This window comes from Paenibacillus sp. FSL W7-1332 (assembly GCF_037969785.1).
Classification (GTDB): domain Bacteria; phylum Bacillota; class Bacilli; order Paenibacillales; family Paenibacillaceae; genus Paenibacillus_AQ.
Window position 1 is genome coordinate 5,265,349 of the sequence record NZ_CP150209.1, and the last position, 20,462, is coordinate 5,285,810.

A 20,462-nucleotide genomic window follows, 5' to 3' on the forward strand; every position below is an offset into this window, starting at 1 on the left:
CTTTCTTACTCACAGCTGCTTTCTCCGCAGCTCCGCGGTAATTTTGAACTTGTCGGGTTGGCTGTCAACGGCATCGCATTATTTTGGTTAAAGTCTTTCATCCCGCCATCTAAAATCTCAACACAAAAAAAGCTCCTAAACTGCTAAAAAGCAAGTTTACGAGCTTCTTTATAAGGATGCGGTCGAGAGGACTCGAACCTCCACGGGGGTTAGCCCACACGGACCTGAACCGTGCGCGTCTGCCAATTCCGCCACGACCGCATATCATGTTCATCGCTATTAGGAGACAAGTCCTTATCAGCGGCGACAAGATATATAATATCACGCTGCACGAATTGAGTCAACACTTTTTTTGAACTTGATTAAAAACCTGTTTTTCGGTTAAAATAAGAACATAAGTTCTCATTCAATAACCATTTTCTATATAAAGGCGGTGATGTTGATGGCCATACCGGCTGTTACGACGGAAGAACGTGCATTGATCAAGAGTTACCTGCTGCTGATGTTCATTCATAAGGTGTTTGAAAGGGATTGCCGAATCATTCAAGAGAGCGGTGTCTTCAAGAGCCCTCAATTGTATGTAGAGGTTGTGGGGAATGGCGCCAAGCGTGCTGCTGTGCTTCTTCGTGAGGTGAAGCAGGAATTCACCAAGCGGGCGATCAAGGTGTATGATATTGGACAAAACCAGGAAGGAATCCAGGCACGATATGCTTGTCGGGGTTACATTGGTTCGATGAATATTCTATGGCCATCCTTCCGTGAGGAGATGATGGACCGCATGCGAGCCTACCTTGGGCTGGTTTCGCCCGAGACCGAGTCCTCTGAGCAAGCCCATCCTCCTGCCGCTGTTTACGCCCGCTAAATCGCTGCCCTTAAACAGAGAATAACCGTCTCCCCACTGAACATGAATGTTCCGGTTGAGACGGTTATCGCTGACACGTGAATCAATGAAGATTATGCTGCACGCGGGTCAATCCCTGCGCGAGGGCATGTCCCGCACTGGCGGCAGACGCCACGGCTACAGCCTCCATAATCTGAGCATCCGAGGCTCCCTTCGCACGGGCTTCTTCCATATGATAGAAGGTACACAGCTCATTATTGGCAAACAGTCCGATTCCGAGCGCGATCAGCTGCTTTGTTCGCTCATCCAGTTCGCCATCCTGAAAGCAAACGCCGGTGAACTGATGATACGCTTCTGCCATTTCCGGCATGCTCTGCTTCAAATTCAGAATTTCATTCTTGTAAGCCGAGACCTTGTCATTGGACATTTCCATAACCTAAAGCACCTCTTCCACAAAAATTTGATGCGAGGTTAAGTTGTCCGACGAGTTCGAGATCTATGCCTACTCTTCGATCGGGCTTACTCTTGGTTCCTTTTTAAGCTGGTAGCTGTAACGCCGATCCAGTTTAACGACCCGCCGGTTTCTGCGGCGTATAATGACCTGCTCCGGGTCCCAGGCTACAACAAAGCCTATAATATCATTGGTCTCCAAGCCGTCCCGGACAACCCGGACCAATTCGCCGGAGAGCCGAAGCTCATCGAGTCTTTCATCGCTAATCATCACCATACCCCCTTCATAAACTTTGTGCAAAAAAAGACCTAAATGAGATCATTTAGGTCTTTTGAATGCGTTGCGATATCGACAAACATCCCGACTAAGAGATGTTCTATATACCCATTAACGCTGTGCCGGCTCGATACTGTCATTCTTCTCGTACCAAAAATCCAGAACGGTTGAAGACATGACACGCTTCTCGATATATTCTACCTGCTGAGGCGTAAACTGTTCCTTCCATTCGAAGGAAACCTCCTCACACAATCCGGCAATCGTCAGCAGTTCTGACCAGGCAACATAGCGTTTGTACCAGAAAAACTGAGGATGTTCAATCATATAGGGATATAGATCATCAAACTCCGTATGTTTACAATCCAAAGCACGTTCAAAATGTACCTTTGCTTCATTCAGCTTCTCAATCAAAAACGGCTCGGTTACAGGTTGTTTCCCCATGGTGCTGCCTCCTCTCTCTTGCCTACCTCTTTATTATAAGCGAAAATCATGGAGGCGAAAAGATTTTGTTGTGATTTTAGGCTGAAATCCACTTAAAATTGACTACGAATTTACACTATTACGCACGGCAAAGGCTAGGGTACAAACGTTCATGACGGAAGTCCTGCCTTTCGGCTCTACTCCTGACATGCCATGAAGCGGTTGGTATATTCCTAAACCTAGCTGAACGTAATCTTGCCGTCCTCAAGCGACGATATGGTGACCAGCGATTCCACATGAACATTCTGTTCGCGCAGCGTTCTCGCTCCAGCCTGGAAGCTCTTTTCAATCACAACGCCAAGCCCGATTAATTCTGCCCCTGCCCGTTCAATAATCTTGATCAGGCCTCTTGCAGCGTCACCGTTCGCGATAATGTCATCAATGAAGAGCAGTTTATCCTCTTCGCCGATAAACTGGCGCGATACCATAATGTCCGTGACAATGCCCTTGGTGAAAGACGGAACCCGCTCACACAAGGCGTCTGGATCGGCGAGCAGCGTTTTTTTGCGCCGGGCGAATACCATCGGAACTCCCAATTCAAGCGCCGCGGCAAATGCAACAGAAATGCCGGAGGATTCCAGCGTAACGACCTTGGTCACGCCGCTCTCTTTAAATCTAGCCGCAAATTCCCGGCCCATATCCATAATTAATGCCGGGTCTACTTGATGCGTCAGCAGGGCATCCAGCTTCAGCACTTGATCCGACAACACGACACCTTCTTTGATGATCCGCTCTTTCAACCAATCCATCCAAAAGACCTCCCACGATTCCTTTGTCGTAAAAGTAACATATTCCTCCCTGTACGGCAAGTACAAACGCTGACTCCGTCATTTAACTGTACGGTTCCCGTCAGAATTCCTGACATTGATCTCCTTGCCTGGCCATCATCATGTACATGCCTCCGGTAAGGACCTGGACAGGTAGGAGTCATGTCCCAGCTGAGCCAAGCATACCTTGTACTAAGCAGAACGTATTAACTTTCAAGGGGGATGCGGGGCTTGCGTAATTCTGTTCGTGTTTTACAGATCGCGTTTACATATATCGGAACCATCGTTGGCGCTGGCTTTGCAACCGGACGTGAAATCCTTCAATTTTTTACCCAATATGGACACTGGGCCACACTTACCATTCTGCTTGCGACAGGAATATTCATTTGGCTCGGCACAAAAATCATGACGATATCCAGGCGGATCGGGGCCAAATCCTTTGAGGACTTAAACAAATTCCTGTTTGGAGAGAAAGCCGGCGTCTGGATCAGCCTCTTTATGTTTGTCATTCTGCTCGGGGTGAACAGCATCATGCTTGCCGGCGCGGGCTCTGTTTTTGTGGAGCATCTGAATTTGAGCTATCAAACCGGATTGTTTGTCACGATGATCGGAACCTATTTCATTCTCAGAAAAGGCATCCAGTCCATCATGACAATGAACAGTCTTGTTGTGCCCATGATGCTGACCTTATCGCTTGCGATTATTTCTCAGACGATTCAAACACCGGGTGCCACCCGATTCTTAACCTTGACTACGGACCATACCCTGCCTTCGGTTTGGCTGGCGCCCCTTCTCTACACCTCTTTTAACCTGGTAATGGCAATGCCGGTGCTGGTCCCGCTCGGCAGCCAGACCAAAAGCGCGCGTGCCGTAACCTGGGGAGGCATCATTGGAGGTACGGGCGTAGGATTTATGCTGATGGCGGCGCATTTTGCGATGTCTGCGCATATGCCCGGCATTAGTCAATACGAGATCCCGATGGGCAGCATCGCCAACCAGCTGGGCTGGCTCGTCCAGATCATCTATCTCATTCTGATCTTCCTAGAAATTTTCAGCACCTTCGTGGCCAATATCTACGGGATTACCCTGCAGGTTCAGCAGCGAACCTCACTGTCGCCCAGAGTGATTACCCTTGGCATCATGGTGTTCTGTTATTTCTTCAGCCAGTTCGGCTTCAGTTCCTTGCTCTCTCTCCTCTACCCCATGTTCGGGGGACTGTGTCTGCTCTGGGTGCTCCGACTGACTTTGTTCGGAACACCCGAAATCAGGGGAAAATAAAGGGGCTATCCCAAAGGTATGGTAAAACTGCCTTTGGGAAGCCCCGTTTTATGGCTGCATCGTGATGAATCGTGCACCCGGTATGAGTTTCATGGTTTGCTCCGCTACATGCCGATGACACGTCATCATTACGACTTGCCGGTCCTGCGATAATTCCGAGAGCAGTTCGAGCGCATGTCCGAGCCGTTCGCCGTCAAAATTTACAAACAGATCATCAAGCAATAACGGCAACCCCGATGCATGCGGCATCGATTGGATCAAACCGAGCCGCATCGCCAGATATAACTGCTCCGCCGTACCGCGGCTTAACCGGCTGCTCTCCACCAATTCACCAGTCGGGCGCTCTGCCAGCAGGCTCTGATCTCCCATCCGCATGACAATCCGGCTGTACATGCCGCCGGTCAGCATGGTGAAGTAACGGGAAGCCAACTGCAGCACCTGCGGCTGTTTCTCTTCCTCGTACATGCGGCGCGTACGTTTGATAAATTCGGAAGCCATCGAACGTACCGCATATTGCGAGACTAATTCCCGCAGGGCGGTGCGCTGCTCCTCCAGCTGCTGCAGGGCGGAATCCTCGTTCCCCGCTGCTTCCAGCGACTCTCTCTCCTGAAGCAGCCGCCCCCGCCGTTCCTGGAGCTCGTCCCGCAGGTGGAGCGCAGCGGATACGGCTTCCTCCTTCTTCATGCATTGAGCATCAAGTTCCGAAGCATCCATCAGCTCCAGCAGCTGTTCAAGCTGCCGGCGGCCCCCTTCATCCCATCCGCTGAACATGGTAATTTCGTGATGGCGGATCGTGCGAACAAGCTCCTCACGACGCTTCGCAGCAGCTCCCATACGAAGAAAGGTTTCTTCGTCTGCCGATTGGGATGATGCAATCAGAGCTGCTTTGCGCATCTGCAGCCCTTCCCGCTCCTCTGCAATCGCAATCCCCTCCTTGCGCAGCTCTTGAATACGCTCGGCAAGGACCTTCCTCTGTCTCGATTCCTCTTGATAGGACTTCCATCTGGAATAGCCGTTACCGAGCTCGGCAACGGCTGGGATTCGGTTGCCGTTAACGTCACCTTGGGGATCCGCCGCAAAGATCTCATGGCATTGGATGATATACTCCTCCGCCTCTTTTAACAGCACGTCCATTTTCAGTCCAAGCGATTTCTGCTGCCGGATCAGCTCCTGCCCCTGCTCCACTTTGACGAACACGTCCAGCATGACGTCAGGCGATAGACTCTGCGGGAGTGATCGGGACATAAGCCAATCCTCCCACTGCCTCTCCAGCTCCAAATATCGCTTCTCTTCCTGATCAATAGCGCCCTGAACCGTTTGTAATTCAGCCGCTTGCAGCGCAGCTTTCTCCTCAGCCGCCGCACAATCGGACGTCAGTCGATCCAGCCGCTGCCGCCATGCTTGCCAGCCCTCCATCACGGATCGAAGCTCGCGCATTTGAGCCTCCACCATGAAGGGGTCGCGAGCCAATACGGCGTTTTTGTCCCTTCGACTGCCCGGAACCGTGCTCGCTGCTGCCGCCGCATAAGGATCAGAGACGAGCCTGGAATAGAGATGATCAATATGTTCCGTTCCCTGCACGTCTTGAATAGGGGTCTCATTCGAAGCTGCACCATGAACCTCCCGACCTCGTTGACCGCTCCAGAATACATAACCCATACCGAGCAGCATCACGATGCCTGAGACCACGGCAGCTTCCGTGGTTGACGTCCATAACAATACGGCCACCAGCAGGAATGTCATAACAGCCATTCCCGCCAGCAGACCCGCGTGCATCCCAGGTAATCTGCCTCTACCCGATGGACGCGTGGAAGCAGGCTCAGGCTGAGTCCGGGTCAATCTCCGTTCACGCCAGCGCTCAATCTCCAGCTGCAGCTGATTCCACAGCACAGCGGTCTCCTGAGGCGCTGCCGACTTAATCATGGCAAATGCTTCTTGTCCCCGCTCCATCTCCTCGCGCAGCTGCCGCCTGGCTTCCCGCAGCGCCGATTCGGCTGCCGCCGCAGAACGCTGGGCCCCGCGCTGTTCAATGAACAGCGACTCCATCCGGCGATCATACCCGGCAAAGGCCGCACTGATTCGCCGCACCTCCTCGCGCTCCGAAGCGGATAAAGACAGAGCCAGCAGCTCCTGCCGGGTCCATGCCGGGTCGATATCCCGAAGCAGCTGTTCCAGCCGGATCTCCTGAGATTTGTATTCGGTCGTAAGCTCGGCAAGCTCCCGGTTAGCGGCTTCGTGTAGGCTGCGTTTCGCCCAAAGCTCCTCAATCTGTTCGCCATACTGTTCCATGAACGAATTCAAAGGGAGTGCTCTCAGCTTATCTTCCGCATCCTCGATCGCCCGCTCGACGCGAATCGACTGGGTGTGGAGAAGGCGCTCTTCCTCCTGCATCTTTTCGTATCGGGGGAGTCCATCAGGAGGAAAGTTGTCACTGTCCATCAGATCCTTTAATTCCAAACTGGCCTCACGCCATTCCAGCCAAGCCGGACGAATGTCCTGCGCTTTTCGAAGCAGCGACAGATCCTCGGCGTCCATAATGCGATCCTGTTCCAAAAGATTCAACCGTTCCTGTATTTCCAGAATGGATGTAACGGTCTCGTTATAGCGGGAAACGTACGTCTTGCTCTCCGAAACCCGGGTTCTTAAATGCTCGATGGCTTGGAGCAGCTTGGCGGTATGCTGAACCTTTCCGCGCGGCTTATACAGCTTGTCCATCTCCTGGGATAACTTGCGCTCGGCTTCCAGTATATTGGCCCCGCCGCCGATTCCGGCATGGAACAAGTAACCGCTCATCTCGGCAGATTGCAAACTGCGGATTTCCTGAAGCTCGCTTAACGAGATGGCAAACAGCTGACGAAACATATCCTTGGACACACCGCCCAAAGCATATTGCTCCAGTTCTTGTTGTCCAAGCTCAATGACAATTCCATTATCCGCTTGTTTATGAATATGTACGCGCTCGCCTCTGCCGGTGGCTGGACTTCCTTCTCTGGACCGGTTGTAGCGCCGAACCACCCAAGGCACTCCCTCCTTATCCAGAAACCGCAGCTCGCCGCCGTGAATGCCTTCCTCCGAAGGCTCGCCGCGTTCTGCAGGCGAGCCCTTGCCAGGGAATCCGTACAGCATGGCTCGGATAAAATACAGGACGCTGCTCTTTCCCGCTTCATTCGGCCCATACAGCACGGTCACAGGCGCATCTATCTCAAGACTCTTGTCCCGAACAGCTCCAAAGCCTTGAATGTTCATCCGCTCTAGTCTCATGTTCCGACACCTTCCCCTTGCGAACGTTCGCGCAGCAGTAACCCTAAGGTCAGTTCCTCCGCTCTGCGAACCCATTCCAGCAGTTCTTCCGGACTGATCTCGTCCAGCAAGGAGCGGATTTCCGCATGCTCAAGCAGAGGCTCCAAGCTTTTGGCAACAGCCCCGCCAGGATCTTGAAGCCGTTCCTGTTCCCCTCGAACAAGACGAAGCAAGTCCCCTGCAAAGCTGTCTTCCGCAAGCAGCCTCTGCCTATCGATCGCATCTCCGGAATGAAGCGAGAAGCTCTCGATCCAGACGCATCCCCGATAGCCGCATGTCTGTCCCTTCGCGGCCTCTCGTCTCCGCAGATCGGTCAGCAGCTCATCGAGCACATATCCGCCTTCAAGCTGACGATGAACCGGCCCCCGTCCCGTAATCCGAACGCGGATCATGCTCAGCCCATCTGCGTTCTCTCTGCTTATTTCGGTAAGAATGGATTCCAGTGAGCGTCTCCATTCATCGACGTCCTGACAAGAATCCAGAGGTGCTTCAACGATGTGCCAGCGCATGGAATCGAGCTCATGGAAGCTCAGCTTCGTGTTGGAGCTCTCATCCACATCGACGATATAACATCCCTTGGGTCCCGTCTCCCGGACATGACGTCCCTGAATATTCCCCGGATACACAATATAAGGAGATTCCTGCAAGGTTCGACGTGAGTGAATATGCCCGAGCGCCCAGTAATGAAATCCGGACTGGATTAAATCCCTTTTCGTACAGGGTGCATAGGTTTCGTGTTGGGGATCCCCATCCACGTTTGCGTGCAGAAGTCCGATATGGTATAGCCTGGATGACGGAGCGGGATAAGTTATTGCAATATTATCGGTTACCTTCGAGGTCGGATACGACATGCCGGTAATGACCGCCACTTCTTGATGATCCGAGCGGCGAACGGCCGTTACGCTTGCAGGCTCCGCCCCAAACACATGGACATGGGGAGGCAGCGCCATGCTAAGCTTGGTGCTGTCGAGCGGATCATGATTGCCATGGATGACATATACCGCAATCCCTTCCATTCCCAGACGGTTAAGGGAATCCAGAAAGCGAAGCTGCGCGCGCAGCGAGATGTTGGAGCTGTCGTATATATCTCCGCTGATGACAATAAAATCAACCTGCTGGTCGATGGCCAGCTGAACGAGCCGTTCCAGCGCACGGAAGGTCGATTCCTGAACGTACGACCGCAGAGTGTCATCGAGTCCGCTTATCCCGATAAACGGACTGTCCAGATGTAAATCCGCAGCATGCATAAATCGAAAAGAAGCCATAACCGATCCCTAACTCTCTATCTTAGGTTGAAATTTCAAATACATTTTTTTCAGTTCATTCACGGATCGGGACAAGGAATATTGATTTTTCGCCTTATCCGAAGCGGTCCGGGCAAGCTCGTATCGATAGAGCGGATCACTGATAACCTTCTCGAGCGCAACGCTGAGTGCTATCGGATCCTCCGGCGGTACAAGCAAGCCGTTTACTCCATCCTCGATCTGCTCCGCGATGCCGCCGACGTTGGTGCCTACCAGCGCAAGACTGCTAAGCGCAGCTTCCGCGAACACGGAGCCGAATGCCTCCGCTCTCGAGGGCAGGACAAAGATATCAAAGAACGGCATGAACTCCTCGGGATGCAGCGTATATCCGTAAAAAATCGTCTCCTGGTAGATGCCGAGTGTTTTGGCCATCTCCTCGAGCTCCTGACGGGAAGGGCCGTCGCCGATAATGTGAAGGACGTAATCATATCCTTTGCGTTTCAGTTCCGCGCAGGCTTGGAGCAGAATGTCCAATCCTTTTGCAGGGACCAGACGGCATACCGTAATCAACTGCGGCACTGCATTTTCATGAGGCACCGGCTTAAATCTTTTATCGTCGAATCCGTTATGGATAACCCCGATCGATTCGGGTTCATTCACGTACGGAGCCATGTAAGCCTTAAAGGAGTTCGACACCGTCAACAGACGGTCGCTGATATATTCAAGCTCCTTATATAAAGAGACCAGGAATCTGTGCTCCAGCCCACCTTCTTTGATTCTTCCGTTGAGGATGAGCTCACGCTCGTAACTGGAATGCACGGTTTGGATGAGCGGAACCTCTGGGAATGCCGCTTTCATCGACATGCCTGCAATCGGATGATGGCTATGGATAAGATCATAAGGCTTTTGAAGACGCAGACGTGTCCACCACAGGTAATCCCGGTAGGTTTGAAGGTATTTGGCCACTACGGCACTCCCTTCAAACTCTTTCCAATCAAAAGTGTGGAATATCGGATCCTCCTGGCCTTTGTTGCGGATCCGCTTGGGCAGCCAGAACATCTCCATCTCCCAACGGGATGAATGAAAACGCTCCTGCAAATAAGGAATCATGGACGAGACGCCGCCTGGCTGTTCAGGAGGGAAGAATAATGCTTGAAGAAGTTTCATGGGGATCCCCCTTTCTCTAAATCTCTTTTCAGATTCTTTTTCGATATGATATATTAGAACATATGTTTCATGCAACGAAAAACCTATCCCTACTCAGGAGTGAATCGATTTGTCCTATGAATTGAGCTACTGGTCCACTTCTCCTCTACCCACCATATTTGCTGTGTGCGGAGCCTATATCGCGCTCATGATGCTTATCATGTGTCTCTTTATGTACAGCAAACAACGCAAGAATGCTTACATATATATGGCGGCAGCCTTCTTCTTCATTATGACATACGAGAGTTTGAACATCCATTCGGCTTGGACGGGAAAATCTGTTTTTCCACCGGAATCGGACATCCTCCGTTTCATTCAGCTTTTTTCGTTTGTCCTGCTGAACGTCTCGGTTGTCATGCTGTACCGTAAGATCAAAACCATGCATTATTGGCTTCCCATGTTGTCAGCCGCACTGCTTATGCTTCCGCTCATTCTCCCCTCATTTCTTCCTTACACCCTGGACCCGATATGGCAAAGCATATATTTTGATGGTTTTCAGCTCGCTGCGCTCTACCTGGCTTATACCCAAGTCACTCCGCGGATCGGACAACCGATCAAATATGCGATTGGACTTGCCGTCTACGCCATCTCGGCAGTTCTGCAATCCATCCATACCTATTCCGGCGGCCTGTCGCCTGCGTTTCAGGGACTCGCTCTCGCTCTGCCGGTGCTCTTCTACAGCATCGTGTTCTTCATCCTGTTCAGACGCATTGTGGAGCTGATGCAGTCCATCTACCGGTCTGCCATTACGGACGGATTAACAGGACTCTACAACCGCAGGCATTTTATGAAGTATCTGGACCATTACGCCTCGCAGGAATTGAAAATATCCGCTATCTTCTGCGACATCGACAATTTCAAGAAGCTGAATGATACCCAAGGCCATGCCCGAGCCGATGAAGTGCTGAAGCAGGTCGCGGCCATTATGGAGGAAGAGCTTGACGGTATCGGGATTACCGGCCGGTATGGCGGCGAAGAATTGGTGGCCCTGGTGGTTGACCGCAAAGTCAAACCCGCACAGGTCGCCGAGAGCATCCGGGCCAGAGTGGCAAGCGAGAGTATCGTCACGATCAGTATCGGCTACAGCGTACTGCGCAAAGGCGTTCGCGGCGATGAACTCATGAAACAGGCCGACAAAGCGATGTATCATTCCAAAACGACCGGCAAAAACAAGGTATCCGATTACCGGTCCTTAACAACCTCATTAACCGAACCAACGGAATCCGCCGGATAACTCTGGCGCAGGCTGCCCACGATATAAAGTGGGCGGTCTTTTTTTGCTTGACATTTCTTTACTACGCCTGCGGCATCGTGATAAACTAATGACCGATTCCTTTAAAGCCAGAGAAGAATGACGCTGAACCAGTATTCTTTTGCCTTTACACTGCAGCATGTACCTTATTCTAAAGAAGGAGCAATCTAACGAATGCGAAAGGAACTATTGCCTGTTGGCTTTGTTGCCAGCATGAATGATATTCTCGGGGATGCCTCGTGCGATTTTTGGGACAGCTACGATTTGCCCCGCACACACGGGCTGCGCCTTAACCGGCTGAAAGCGGTTCATGCCGCAGACAGCGTAAAAAACCTCATCCGGCAATTCGAGCTGACGCCCGTGCCCTGGTGTGATACCGGATACTATTATGATGAAAGCCTGCGTCCAGGCAAACACCCCTATCATGCCGCTGGACTATATTATATTCAGGAGCCCTCGGCAATGTCCGCAGTCGAGCTGTTGAATCCTCAGCCCGGAGAGACCATCCTGGATCTTGCGGCAGCTCCCGGCGGCAAGACAAGCCATATTGCCTCCAAGATGATGGGCCTAGGACTGCTTGTCTCCAATGAGATCCATCCCGAACGGGCACGGATTCTGGCCGAGAACGTGGAACGTATGGGAATAACGAATACCGTCGTTACGAGTGCGGCACCGGATCAGCTATCCCGCCGTTTCGTTGCCTGCTTTGACCGGATCATGCTTGATGCGCCATGCTCCGGTGAAGGCATGTTTCGAAAGGATCCCGCAGCGATTGAAGAATGGTCTCCTGAACATGTGGATCTGTGCGTTGCCCGGCAGTGGGACATTGTTCAGGAGGCGTACCGGATGCTCAAACCGGGAGGAACCTTGGCTTACTCCACCTGTACGTTCAACACGGCTGAGAACGAAGAGATGATTGAGCGCATTCTTTCGCAGTATCCCGATATGGAGCTGCGTGAAATGAAGCGCTTGTGGCCGCACTTGGAACGGGGTGAGGGGCATTTTGTTGCCATCTTGGTCAAATCGGCGGCTGCCGAAGTTTTAAATGAAGACCTCGCATACTCTGCGGTCAGCAGCAAATCCCCGGCCAAATTCAACCGGGGCGGCAAACAAGGGCCTGCGCTTTCGGCCCTGGCCGACTTTCAAGACTGGGCGAAGCAGGAACTACCCGGCTTTGAGCTTGACTGCGGCACTCCGATATTGTTCGGTGAGGAACTGTACTGGCTTTCGGTCAGCGAGAGCTTGGCATGGAATGACAAGCAGCTGAAAGGCTTGAAGATGCCGCGGGCAGGTCTGCATCTGGCTCATCTGAAGAAGAATCGAATCGAACCGGCCCATGCGCTTGCCATGTCCTTGCATCCTGGCCAAGCAGCCCGCAGCTGGGATCTGCCTTCAGATTCAGCCGAGACGGCTGCTTATTTGCGGGGAGAGGTGCTCTCCATTCCTTCCGAACACCGGGGCTGGACGTTGGTAACCACGGATGGATTACCTCTGGGGTGGGGCAAGGCCAGCGGCGGACAGCTCAAGAATCATCTGCCCAAAGGCTTGCGTAATCCCAAGTAACGCTTCTATTCGCAGTTCTATAATGAATGATAAGCCGATCCGAACCGAATACTGTATAACATACGTTCAAACGCGTCATTAAAAGGGGCGTCTCTCTGCATTACAAACAGAGAGACGCCCCTTACTTTATCCACCTAATCAAAACCGGATGCTTTTTTCCTCCTCTTAGGCTGCATCCTTATCTTTAACGCGGCGACAGTTACTTCCTACAGTTCCGAAGCCGCAGGGGCACTCCAAATTCGAGGCTGATCGTCTGAAGCGCAACCTTCAGCACGGTAGCGTCCATAGCGACAACAAACATCGCTGCCACATACACGATGCACAATACCTTATTCGGGTTCAGCCAGGTGCTCATGGCCTATGCTCTGCTGACGGCCCGGTGTTGACATACAAGCTTCGCGGCCGCAGATCAACCCAGTTCTCGTTGATAAAGGCTGCGCATTCCTCCCGCGTGCTAAGTCCAAAAGCCTCTGTCCAGCCGTTCGGAACAGCCGCGAAACCCGGCCAGAGCGAGTATTGCCCCTCATGATTTACCAGCACAAGAAACTTGCCGTCGACTTGCTCAAAAGGATTGGTCATGGATAAGTTTCCTCCTTCCCGATGTGGTCAGTCCTCGGGTTATAGCTGCCTCCAGCTTGCTTAAAATGCACTTGCCGATATAATCCAGTGGGCCCGGCTGGCATAAATCCTTATGCCGGCATTCGATATCGTGCCGCTCGATCTTACCGTCCACGTAAGGCCCCCACATCTCCGGTTCAATGGGATCGAACCAATCGGGGATGATGGTCGAATGGAAGAATAACATGTCTCCTTCAAACCGTTTCGGAACGTAAGCCTTCAACAGCTGCACCGAATTCTCATAGGTCGCCTTCAGATTCATGATCGTCCCTTCCTCAAGGGAGGAGAGCGCGCTGCTCTCATTCCGCAGCAATTCAAGGGCGGCCGCTATGGTCAACGGCGCGTCTCCAAGACCCGCTTCAATGCTCTCTCTGTCGAAGCCTCCCAACGCCAGCAGCGCGGTTAAAGCCTCGTCTTCATCGGGGGTTTCCTTGATCGGCAAATAATGACTTGGGTAAGCATCCAGTATGGCTAGCAATTCAATGTCCTCACCCGCCTCCTGCAGCTGTACCGCAATCGACTGAGCGACATTGCCGCCCAGAGACCATCCGAGCAGCCGGTATGGCCCTTGTGGTTGAAGAGAACGAATATGGTCGATATAGTCTTTTGTCATCTCTTCCAGTGATTTCGGCAGCTCCTCTGCTTGCGCAATCCCCCTCGCCTGTAAACCGTAAATCGGATAATCCATGCCGAGATGCTTCATTAAACCGGCGTAACACCAGCTTAATCCTCCTGCCGGATGCACGCAGAACAGCGGTATTTGTTCTCCATGCGCCCGAAGCGGAAGCACGACCTGCAGCGCGCTGTGTCCGCCACCCATCTCAAGCTTGTCGATAAGCCCCGCTACCGTAGGCGCTTCGAATAAAGCTGCTATGCTTAATTCTTTGCCGAGCGCTTCGCGAACCCGGCTGATAAGCCGGACAGCCAGTAGCGAATGGCCGCCGAGCTCGAAGAAGCTGTCATCAATACCCACCCGTTTGACTCCCAATATCTCCGCAAATAACTCGCATAACACTTCTTCCTGCGGAGTTCGTGGATGGCGTCCATCGGCATCGGGCCCCATATCTGGAGCCGGCAGCGCTTTGCGATCGAGCTTCCCGTTAGGCGTAAGCGGCAGCATGTCCATAAATACGAACGCCCCGGGAACCATGTAATCAGGAAGCATTGAGGCCGCATAACGGCGCAGCTCAGCACCTGCAGACAACTCGCCGCCGGGCTTGCTCACAACATAAGCCGCAAGCCGGCGATCCCCGGGCTGATCCTCGCGCACGATGACTGCCGCCTGAGCGACATCGGCATGACGTGTGAGGACCGATTCGATCTCGCCGAGTTCGATCCGGAAGCCGCGTATTTTCACCTGATGGTCGGACCGCCCCAAATAATCCAGTGTACCGTCGGCCAGCCGCTTCGCCAGATCTCCGGTTCGGTACATTCTCGTCCCCGGCGGACCATACGGATCGGCCACAAAGCGGTCGGCGGTCAGATCTGGACGACCCCAATACCCCCGCGCAAGTCCTGCACCCGCGACATACATCTCTCCAATTACGCCATACGGAACCGGCCGAAGCTTGGAATCCAGGACATATACCCTAAGGTCCGGAATCGCTTCTCCGATCGGACTGCCGGCTCCCGGCAGCGCAAGGTTCCGGTTTAATTCCATATAACTGACGTGCACAGTCGTCTCTGTAATGCCATACATGTTGATCAGACGCGGGGCATCGTCGGCATGACGCTCATACCAATCCGTGAGCCGTCCGAGCTCCAAGGCTTCACCGCCGAACACAACATACCTCAGCGATAGTTTCTGCCCCAGTTCGGCCTGCTCTCGATCCGCCTGAATCAACGGATAAAACGCCGAGGGAGTCTGATTCAGCACGGTTACGCCTTCCCGGACCAGCAAGCTCAACATGTCGTTCGGCGATCTGCTGGTCGTATGCGGAACAACCACGAGTCGACCGCCGTGCAAGAGAGGCCCCCATAATTCCCATACCGAGAAATCAAAGGCATACGAGTGGAATAAGGTCCATACATCAGTCTCATCAAATTGAAACCAATGTGCGGTAGAGTCAAACAACCGGATCACATTCTGATGCGGTACAAGCACGCCCTTCGGTTTGCCGGTAGACCCGGAAGTATAGATGATGTACGCGGCACTCAGCGGCGTAAGGGGCCTGTGACGTTCATGGTCGATTGGATTCTCATGAGAGTAGCTCTGCACCCGTAAAGCTTGTTCAGGTTCATCCATGACAACATGCTTTATGCATGCGAAGCTCGGCAGCTGATCCATCACCTGAACGCTCGTAATGACGCATACCGGACAAGCATTCTCGATCATGTAAGCCAGCCGATCCTCCGGATACTCCGGATCCAGCGGCAGGTAAGCAGCCCCTGCCTTAAGTACAGCCAATATGCCGATGACCATGTCCAACGAACGCGGCAAGGCGAGCGCTACGATCTGATCCGTCCCGATGCCGGAGGCAATTAACAAGTGAGCAAGCCGATTGGCTCGCTCGTTCAGCTCACCATAGGTAAGCGATAAACCATCATGGACAATCGCGTTCCTTAGAGGCGTGCGGATGACCTGCTCCTCAAACCGCTGAGGCAAGGTTGCCTGCTTGGTAAGAGGCAGTGGAGCGCTCCACTGTCGACGGGTTTCCTCACGCTCATGAACGGTTAATATATCGAGTTGACTGATGGCTTTACTTGGTTCATTGGCAGCACTCTCCAATACGCGCACATATCGTTCCGCCATCGCTTCCGCCGTTCTGTGCTCGAACAAATCCGTACTAAATTCGATCATACCGTGAACTCCGTCAGGTTCGCCGTGCATATCCCGCCGCTCCGTCAGCTCGAAGGTTAAGTCAAACTTCGCGGTACCTACGCTTTGCAGCTGCAGTTTCGAGCTGACTCCCGGCAGTTCAAGCGAAGTTTCCGGCGTATTTTGCAGTACGAGCATCACTTGGAAGAGCGGATGTCTAGACCTGGAACGCGGCGGATTCAATGTCTCGACAAGCCGCTCGAACGGCACATCCTGATGCTCGAAAGCCGCCAGGCTCCTCTCCCGCACCCGCTGCAACAGCTCGTCGAACGATGGGTCATCTGACGTGTCGACACGAAACACAAGCGTATTGATGAAGAAACCAATCAATTGATCCAGACTGTCGTCATTCCGGCCCGAGACCGGACTGCCGATCGGAATGTCCGTACCTGCACCCAGCTTCGTAAACAGCGCAGCCATCGCTGACTGAAACACCATGAATAAAGACGCCCGATTGCTCTGCGCGAGTGTATTCAGCCGCCGATGCAGTTCACGCGAAATCGGAAACGACACGCTCCCGCCCTGATAGCTGGCAACAGCCGGCCTCGGATAATCGGTGGGCAGCTCCAATTGCTCCGGTAAATCGCAAAGTGCCTCAGTCCAATAGTCCAGCTGGCGGGCAATCAGACTGCCCTTATCGCCTGTGCTGCCAAGAAGCTTCTCCTGCCAAACGGCATAGTCTGCATATTGGACCGGTAACGGAGACCATTCCGGCTCACTCCCCAGGCGCCGTGCCATATAGGCATCCGATAGGTCGCGTGTCAGGGGGGTAAGCGACCAGCCGTCGCCAGCTATATGATGCAGCAGCAACAACAGGACAAACTCTCCATTCCCCAGTTTGAACAACTCTGCCCGCAGTGAAGTTTCGGTGGCAAGCTCGAATGGGTGCCTGACGGCTTCCGCCAATCGATCGGGCAGCGCCGAGTCGCTGATTTCGGTCACGATCAGTTCCGGTCGTGCCTCCTCGGCATCCAGGATGTGCTGATAGGAAGTCCCGTCATGATCCGGGTAAACCGTGCGCAGCGTTTCATGACGAGCGGCCACATCACCCAGCGCCATCCGCAGCGCTGCCAGATCAAGCTCACCTGACAAGCGAGCCACGAGCGGAATATTATAGGTCGGGCTCGGACCCTCCAGGCGATATAAAAACCATAACCGCTGCTGGGCAAAAGACAACGGTGGATACTCAGTCCTTATCACGGGACGTACAGCCACTCTGGCCTCTTGCGCATGATCAAGCCGTTTGACAAGACTCGCGGCCGTCGCTGTTTCAAATAGGCTTCCTATGCTAAGCTCCACGCCGAAGGCCTCCCTGACTCGTACCATCACCCTTCCGGCAAGCAGGGAATGGCCGCCGAGGGCAAAGAAATCATCATCAATGGTAACCCGCGATAAACCAAGCACCTCGGCAAAAATCGTGCAGAGCATTTCCTCCTGCGGTGTCCGCGGCATGCGGCCGCCCGTTAACGGATGATCCGGCGCAGGCAGCGCCTTGCGATCCACCTTCTTGTTCGGCGTTAACGGCAGCGCGTCGAGTGCCACGATGACAGACGGGACCATGTACTCGGCCAGCTTCTCTGCGGCATAATCCCGTATTTCTGCTGCATTGATGATATTTGAAGCAGATGGCGATGCTACGATATAAGCAACAAGACGGCGATCACCGGCCCGATCCTCGCGGATGATGACGCAGGCCTGCTCCACCTCCGGATGATCCACAAGCACGGACTCAATCTCTCCCGTCTCGATCCGGAAGCCGCGCAGCTTGATCTGATGATCGGCACGCCCCAAATAATCAATCCAGCCGTTCTCCAGCCAGCGGGCAAGATCGCCTGTACGATACATCCGGGATCCGGGAGGACCGAAGGGATCCGCTACAAACCGTTCCGCTGTCAAATCGGGGCTTCCCAGATACCCCCGGCCAAGACCCGAGCCTGTAATGTACAGCTCGCCCGTTACGCCTGGCGGAACCGGGGACAGTGACGAATCAAGCACATATAACCTCGTATTCCAGACGGGCCCCCCAATGGACGGCTTGTCCCGTTCATAATCGAGCTTGGCCGCTGTCGAATAAATCGTTGTCTCCGTCGGTCCATATTGGTTATTCACTTCGCAGTTCAGATCTTGAAGCGCAAGCTTAAGTCCCACCGGGAGCGCCTCACCCCCGGTTATGACTTTGAGACGCTCAAACTTTCCTGGACGGCAAGCGACAATGGACTGCCACAACGTCGGGGTCGCCTGCATGATGGTCGCCCCCGTTTCCCGAATTCGGCCTATGAGAGCCGCTGCGTCGAGAATGGTATCCCGCATCACGATGTCGAGCGTCGAGCCGCATGAAAGCGGCAGCAGCACTTCCATGACCGAGATGTCGAATGACATCGTGGTAACCGACAGCCAGCGATCCCGCTCCCCTATCTCCAATCGCTCACGCATATCCGACAGCAGATTGGCAAGTCCTTCGAACGTAAGCAGGACGCCCTTGGGCCGGCCCGTTGATCCGGAGGTATAGATAACGTAGGACGGGTGAAGCGGCAGCAGCGGACTTATGCGATCAGCATCAACAGGGTTATGAAACGCCTGCTGCTCCAATCGCTGAAGGGTAGCCGGAGCATCCAGCATAACCACGTCCTCGTCTTTCATGATAGCTGCGAAGCTTCCGGCCAGATCTTGTGTCGTTATCAAACACGCAGGCTTTGCATCCTCAAGCATATAGGCGATCCGTTCGTCCGGATAATCCGGATCTAACGGCAAGTAAGCCGCACCAGTCTTATGCACGGCAAGGATCGCAACGATCATGTCCGCCGAACGGGGCAGGGAAAGGGCAACGATTCGTTCAGGACCTATGTGGGAGTCAATAAGCAGGCGGGCCAGGCGGTTCGCTCGCCTGTTCAGCTCTTCGTAACGTAAGGTTAATCCCTCGCATACCACCGCCTCCGCCTGCGGGGTACGTGCCACCTGCTCCTCGAATAATTCCGGTATGCTTAACTGCGGTAAGGGTCGCGCCGTATCATTCCACTGAAAAAGCACCTTGTCGCGTTCTTCCGGCAAGATGAAAGCCACGCTTCCAACAGGATGGTCCAGCTCCGTTTCGGCAAGACTGTCCAGCAAATACAAATAGCGATGTAAATGGGAAGCTAACTCCTCCAGGCTATAGATCAACGGATTGGCATCCATATCGACTCTCAGCCCGTTTCCATCCAAACTTCCATATACGTTCAAGGTCAGGTCATCCACCGGACCGGAAGCCAGGTTACGGACGATGCCGCCACAGCCTCCAAAGTTCAATTCCGAAGCAAAGGGCATCACATTAACGAGCGGTCCAAATAACCTGCGGTTATCAGCAAGCAGCTTGAGATCGCGCCGGATATCCTGATGTCTGTAGCGCTGATGCCGCTTGATCTCGCGAATCTCCCGTGCGACCTGCTGCAGCAGGTTGATTAGACTCATATCGGGCCTAACGCGCACTCGAAGCGGCAGCACATTCATGACCATCCCTGGAATACGGATGGAGGCCGAACCTAAGCGGCACATCACCGGCAATCCAAGCACAACATCCTCTGCGCCTGTTATTCGATGTATATACAGAGCCGTTGCAGCCGCTATCACGTCCGGCCAGCTTGTCCTTGATGCTTGCGCGGCCGCCTGTATGCGATGGATCGAAGATCCAGGAAGCTGCACCGAACGGCGCAGGAAGCTTCGCGCCGAACGCTGTGCCTGCCCCCCTAAGCTGACGATCTCCGGTTCATCGGCAAAGTGCCGCAGCCAGAATTCGCGATCCGAGTCGAGCTGCTGCGACATGCGGTATGACGTATCTTCTTCCAAGATCATGCGAAACCTGCCGAACGCGCCTGTGCCGGAAGATACGCCCCCCGCCAATTCCGTGTAGACTTGAGAGACTTTCTGCAGCAGAAGCGATACGCCGAACCCATCGATTACGATATGATGAATGCGTTGATACCAATAGTAGCGGTCGGCGGAAATCTTGAACAGCGCCTCCGTAAACAACGGCCCTTGGCTTAGATCCACCGCTTGATCAAGGTCATGCATCATCCAGCTTTGGGCGGCATGAACCGGATCCTCATTTCCGCTGACATCCACCACATGAAGCTGCCAATCCGGAGATGGATCAATCGACTGCCAAGGACCGTCCGTATCTTCGCCGAAGCGAACATGCAATGCTTCAGCCTCCCCGACCACCTGACGTAAAGCCCTCTCGAACAGAATCGGATCTACAGGTCCTTGTATTTCAATGCATTCCGCCGTGTTGAATATCGGGTTGACCGGGTCAAGCTGCTGGGCGTACCATATCCCCAGCTGCGCTCCGGACAGAGACCAGCGCTCCTTCTCCCGCTCAAGCATATCCATCCC

The 20,462-nt window shown here is 53.5% G+C and carries 14 protein-coding genes and 1 tRNA gene; 4 read left to right on the forward strand and 11 right to left on the reverse strand.

The genetic code is table 11. The features are described from left to right. Positions 1 to 177 precede the first annotated feature (177 nt). Positions 178 to 261, reverse strand: a tRNA-Leu gene (locus tag MKX98_RS23820). 181 nt (positions 262 to 442) lie between these two features. Between MKX98_RS23820 and MKX98_RS23825 the strand changes: the two genes are divergently transcribed. After that, the gene (locus MKX98_RS23825; protein WP_194543857.1) at positions 443 to 862 is read left to right on the forward strand and encodes a hypothetical protein; all 420 of its coding nucleotides are present in this window, start codon (positions 443 to 445) and stop codon (positions 860 to 862) included. Between the two features lie 82 nt (positions 863 to 944). On the opposite strand, the gene MKX98_RS23830 is transcribed toward MKX98_RS23825, so the two are convergent. The 4 genes from MKX98_RS23830 to MKX98_RS23845 form a co-directional block, all read right to left on the reverse strand. Beyond that, the gene (locus tag MKX98_RS23830; protein ID WP_339218788.1) at positions 945 to 1,274 is read right to left on the reverse strand and encodes a carboxymuconolactone decarboxylase family protein; all 330 of its coding nucleotides are present in this window, start codon (positions 1,272 to 1,274) and stop codon (positions 945 to 947) included. A gap of 69 nt (positions 1,275 to 1,343) precedes the next feature. Next, on the reverse strand, positions 1,344 to 1,562 hold the full coding sequence (locus MKX98_RS23835) for a hypothetical protein (protein ID WP_071221735.1): 219 nt from the start codon (positions 1,560 to 1,562) through the stop codon (positions 1,344 to 1,346). 117 nt (positions 1,563 to 1,679) lie between these two features. Continuing rightward, positions 1,680 to 2,009 (reverse strand): hypothetical protein, encoded by a 330-nt coding sequence (locus MKX98_RS23840; RefSeq protein ID WP_071221736.1) that lies wholly within the window; start codon positions 2,007 to 2,009, stop codon positions 1,680 to 1,682. Between the two features lie 218 nt (positions 2,010 to 2,227). Then, positions 2,228 to 2,797 (reverse strand): xanthine phosphoribosyltransferase, encoded by a 570-nt coding sequence (locus MKX98_RS23845; protein ID WP_071221737.1) that lies wholly within the window; start codon positions 2,795 to 2,797, stop codon positions 2,228 to 2,230. Positions 2,798 to 3,046: 249 nt separating this feature from the next. On the opposite strand from MKX98_RS23845, the gene MKX98_RS23850 reads away from it, so the two are divergent. Next, positions 3,047 to 4,093: a hypothetical protein gene (locus tag MKX98_RS23850; RefSeq protein WP_339218792.1), complete on the forward strand. Its 1,047-nt coding sequence runs from the start codon at positions 3,047 to 3,049 to the stop codon at positions 4,091 to 4,093. A gap of 48 nt (positions 4,094 to 4,141) precedes the next feature. Here MKX98_RS23850 and MKX98_RS23855 read toward each other — a convergent pair whose 3' ends face one another. Genes MKX98_RS23855 through MKX98_RS23865 form a run of 3 tightly spaced genes read right to left on the reverse strand, consistent with a single transcriptional unit; the run spans position 4,142 to position 9,804 of the window. Further along, entirely contained in the window at positions 4,142 to 7,354 is a 3,213-nt protein-coding gene (locus MKX98_RS23855; protein WP_339218794.1) for an AAA family ATPase, read from the reverse strand. Beyond that, positions 7,351 to 8,658 carry a DNA repair exonuclease gene (locus MKX98_RS23860; protein ID WP_194543860.1) on the reverse strand — a complete coding sequence of 436 codons (1,308 nt, stop codon included), beginning with the start codon at positions 8,656 to 8,658 and terminating at the stop codon, positions 7,351 to 7,353. The genes MKX98_RS23855 and MKX98_RS23860 overlap by 4 nt, the downstream gene beginning before the upstream one ends. 9 nt (positions 8,659 to 8,667) lie before the next feature. Further along, on the reverse strand, positions 8,668 to 9,804 hold the full coding sequence (locus MKX98_RS23865) for a glycosyltransferase family 4 protein (RefSeq protein WP_194543861.1): 1,137 nt from the start codon (positions 9,802 to 9,804) through the stop codon (positions 8,668 to 8,670). Positions 9,805 to 9,913: 109 nt separating this feature from the next. On the opposite strand from MKX98_RS23865, the gene MKX98_RS23870 reads away from it, so the two are divergent. After that, positions 9,914 to 11,077 (forward strand): GGDEF domain-containing protein, encoded by a 1,164-nt coding sequence (locus MKX98_RS23870; protein ID WP_339218796.1) that lies wholly within the window; start codon positions 9,914 to 9,916, stop codon positions 11,075 to 11,077. Between the two features lie 192 nt (positions 11,078 to 11,269). Next, positions 11,270 to 12,658, forward strand: coding sequence for an RsmB/NOP family class I SAM-dependent RNA methyltransferase (locus tag MKX98_RS23875; RefSeq protein ID WP_339218798.1), 1,389 nt, complete (start codon positions 11,270 to 11,272; stop codon positions 12,656 to 12,658). Between the two features lie 199 nt (positions 12,659 to 12,857). Here MKX98_RS23875 and MKX98_RS23880 read toward each other — a convergent pair whose 3' ends face one another. Genes MKX98_RS23880 through MKX98_RS23890 form a run of 3 tightly spaced genes read right to left on the reverse strand, consistent with a single transcriptional unit; the run spans position 12,858 to position 20,453 of the window. Then, positions 12,858 to 13,013 carry a hypothetical protein gene (locus MKX98_RS23880; protein WP_339224661.1) on the reverse strand — a complete coding sequence of 52 codons (156 nt, stop codon included), beginning with the start codon at positions 13,011 to 13,013 and terminating at the stop codon, positions 12,858 to 12,860. After that, positions 13,010 to 13,237 (reverse strand): MbtH family protein, encoded by a 228-nt coding sequence (locus MKX98_RS23885; protein ID WP_339218800.1) that lies wholly within the window; start codon positions 13,235 to 13,237, stop codon positions 13,010 to 13,012. Before MKX98_RS23885 ends, MKX98_RS23880 begins: the two co-directional genes overlap by 4 nt. Then, complete coding sequence (locus tag MKX98_RS23890; protein ID WP_339218801.1) at positions 13,221 to 20,453, reverse strand: amino acid adenylation domain-containing protein; 7,233 nt, start codon at positions 20,451 to 20,453, stop codon at positions 13,221 to 13,223. The genes MKX98_RS23885 and MKX98_RS23890 overlap by 17 nt, the downstream gene beginning before the upstream one ends. Positions 20,454 to 20,462: the final 9 nt, after the last annotated feature.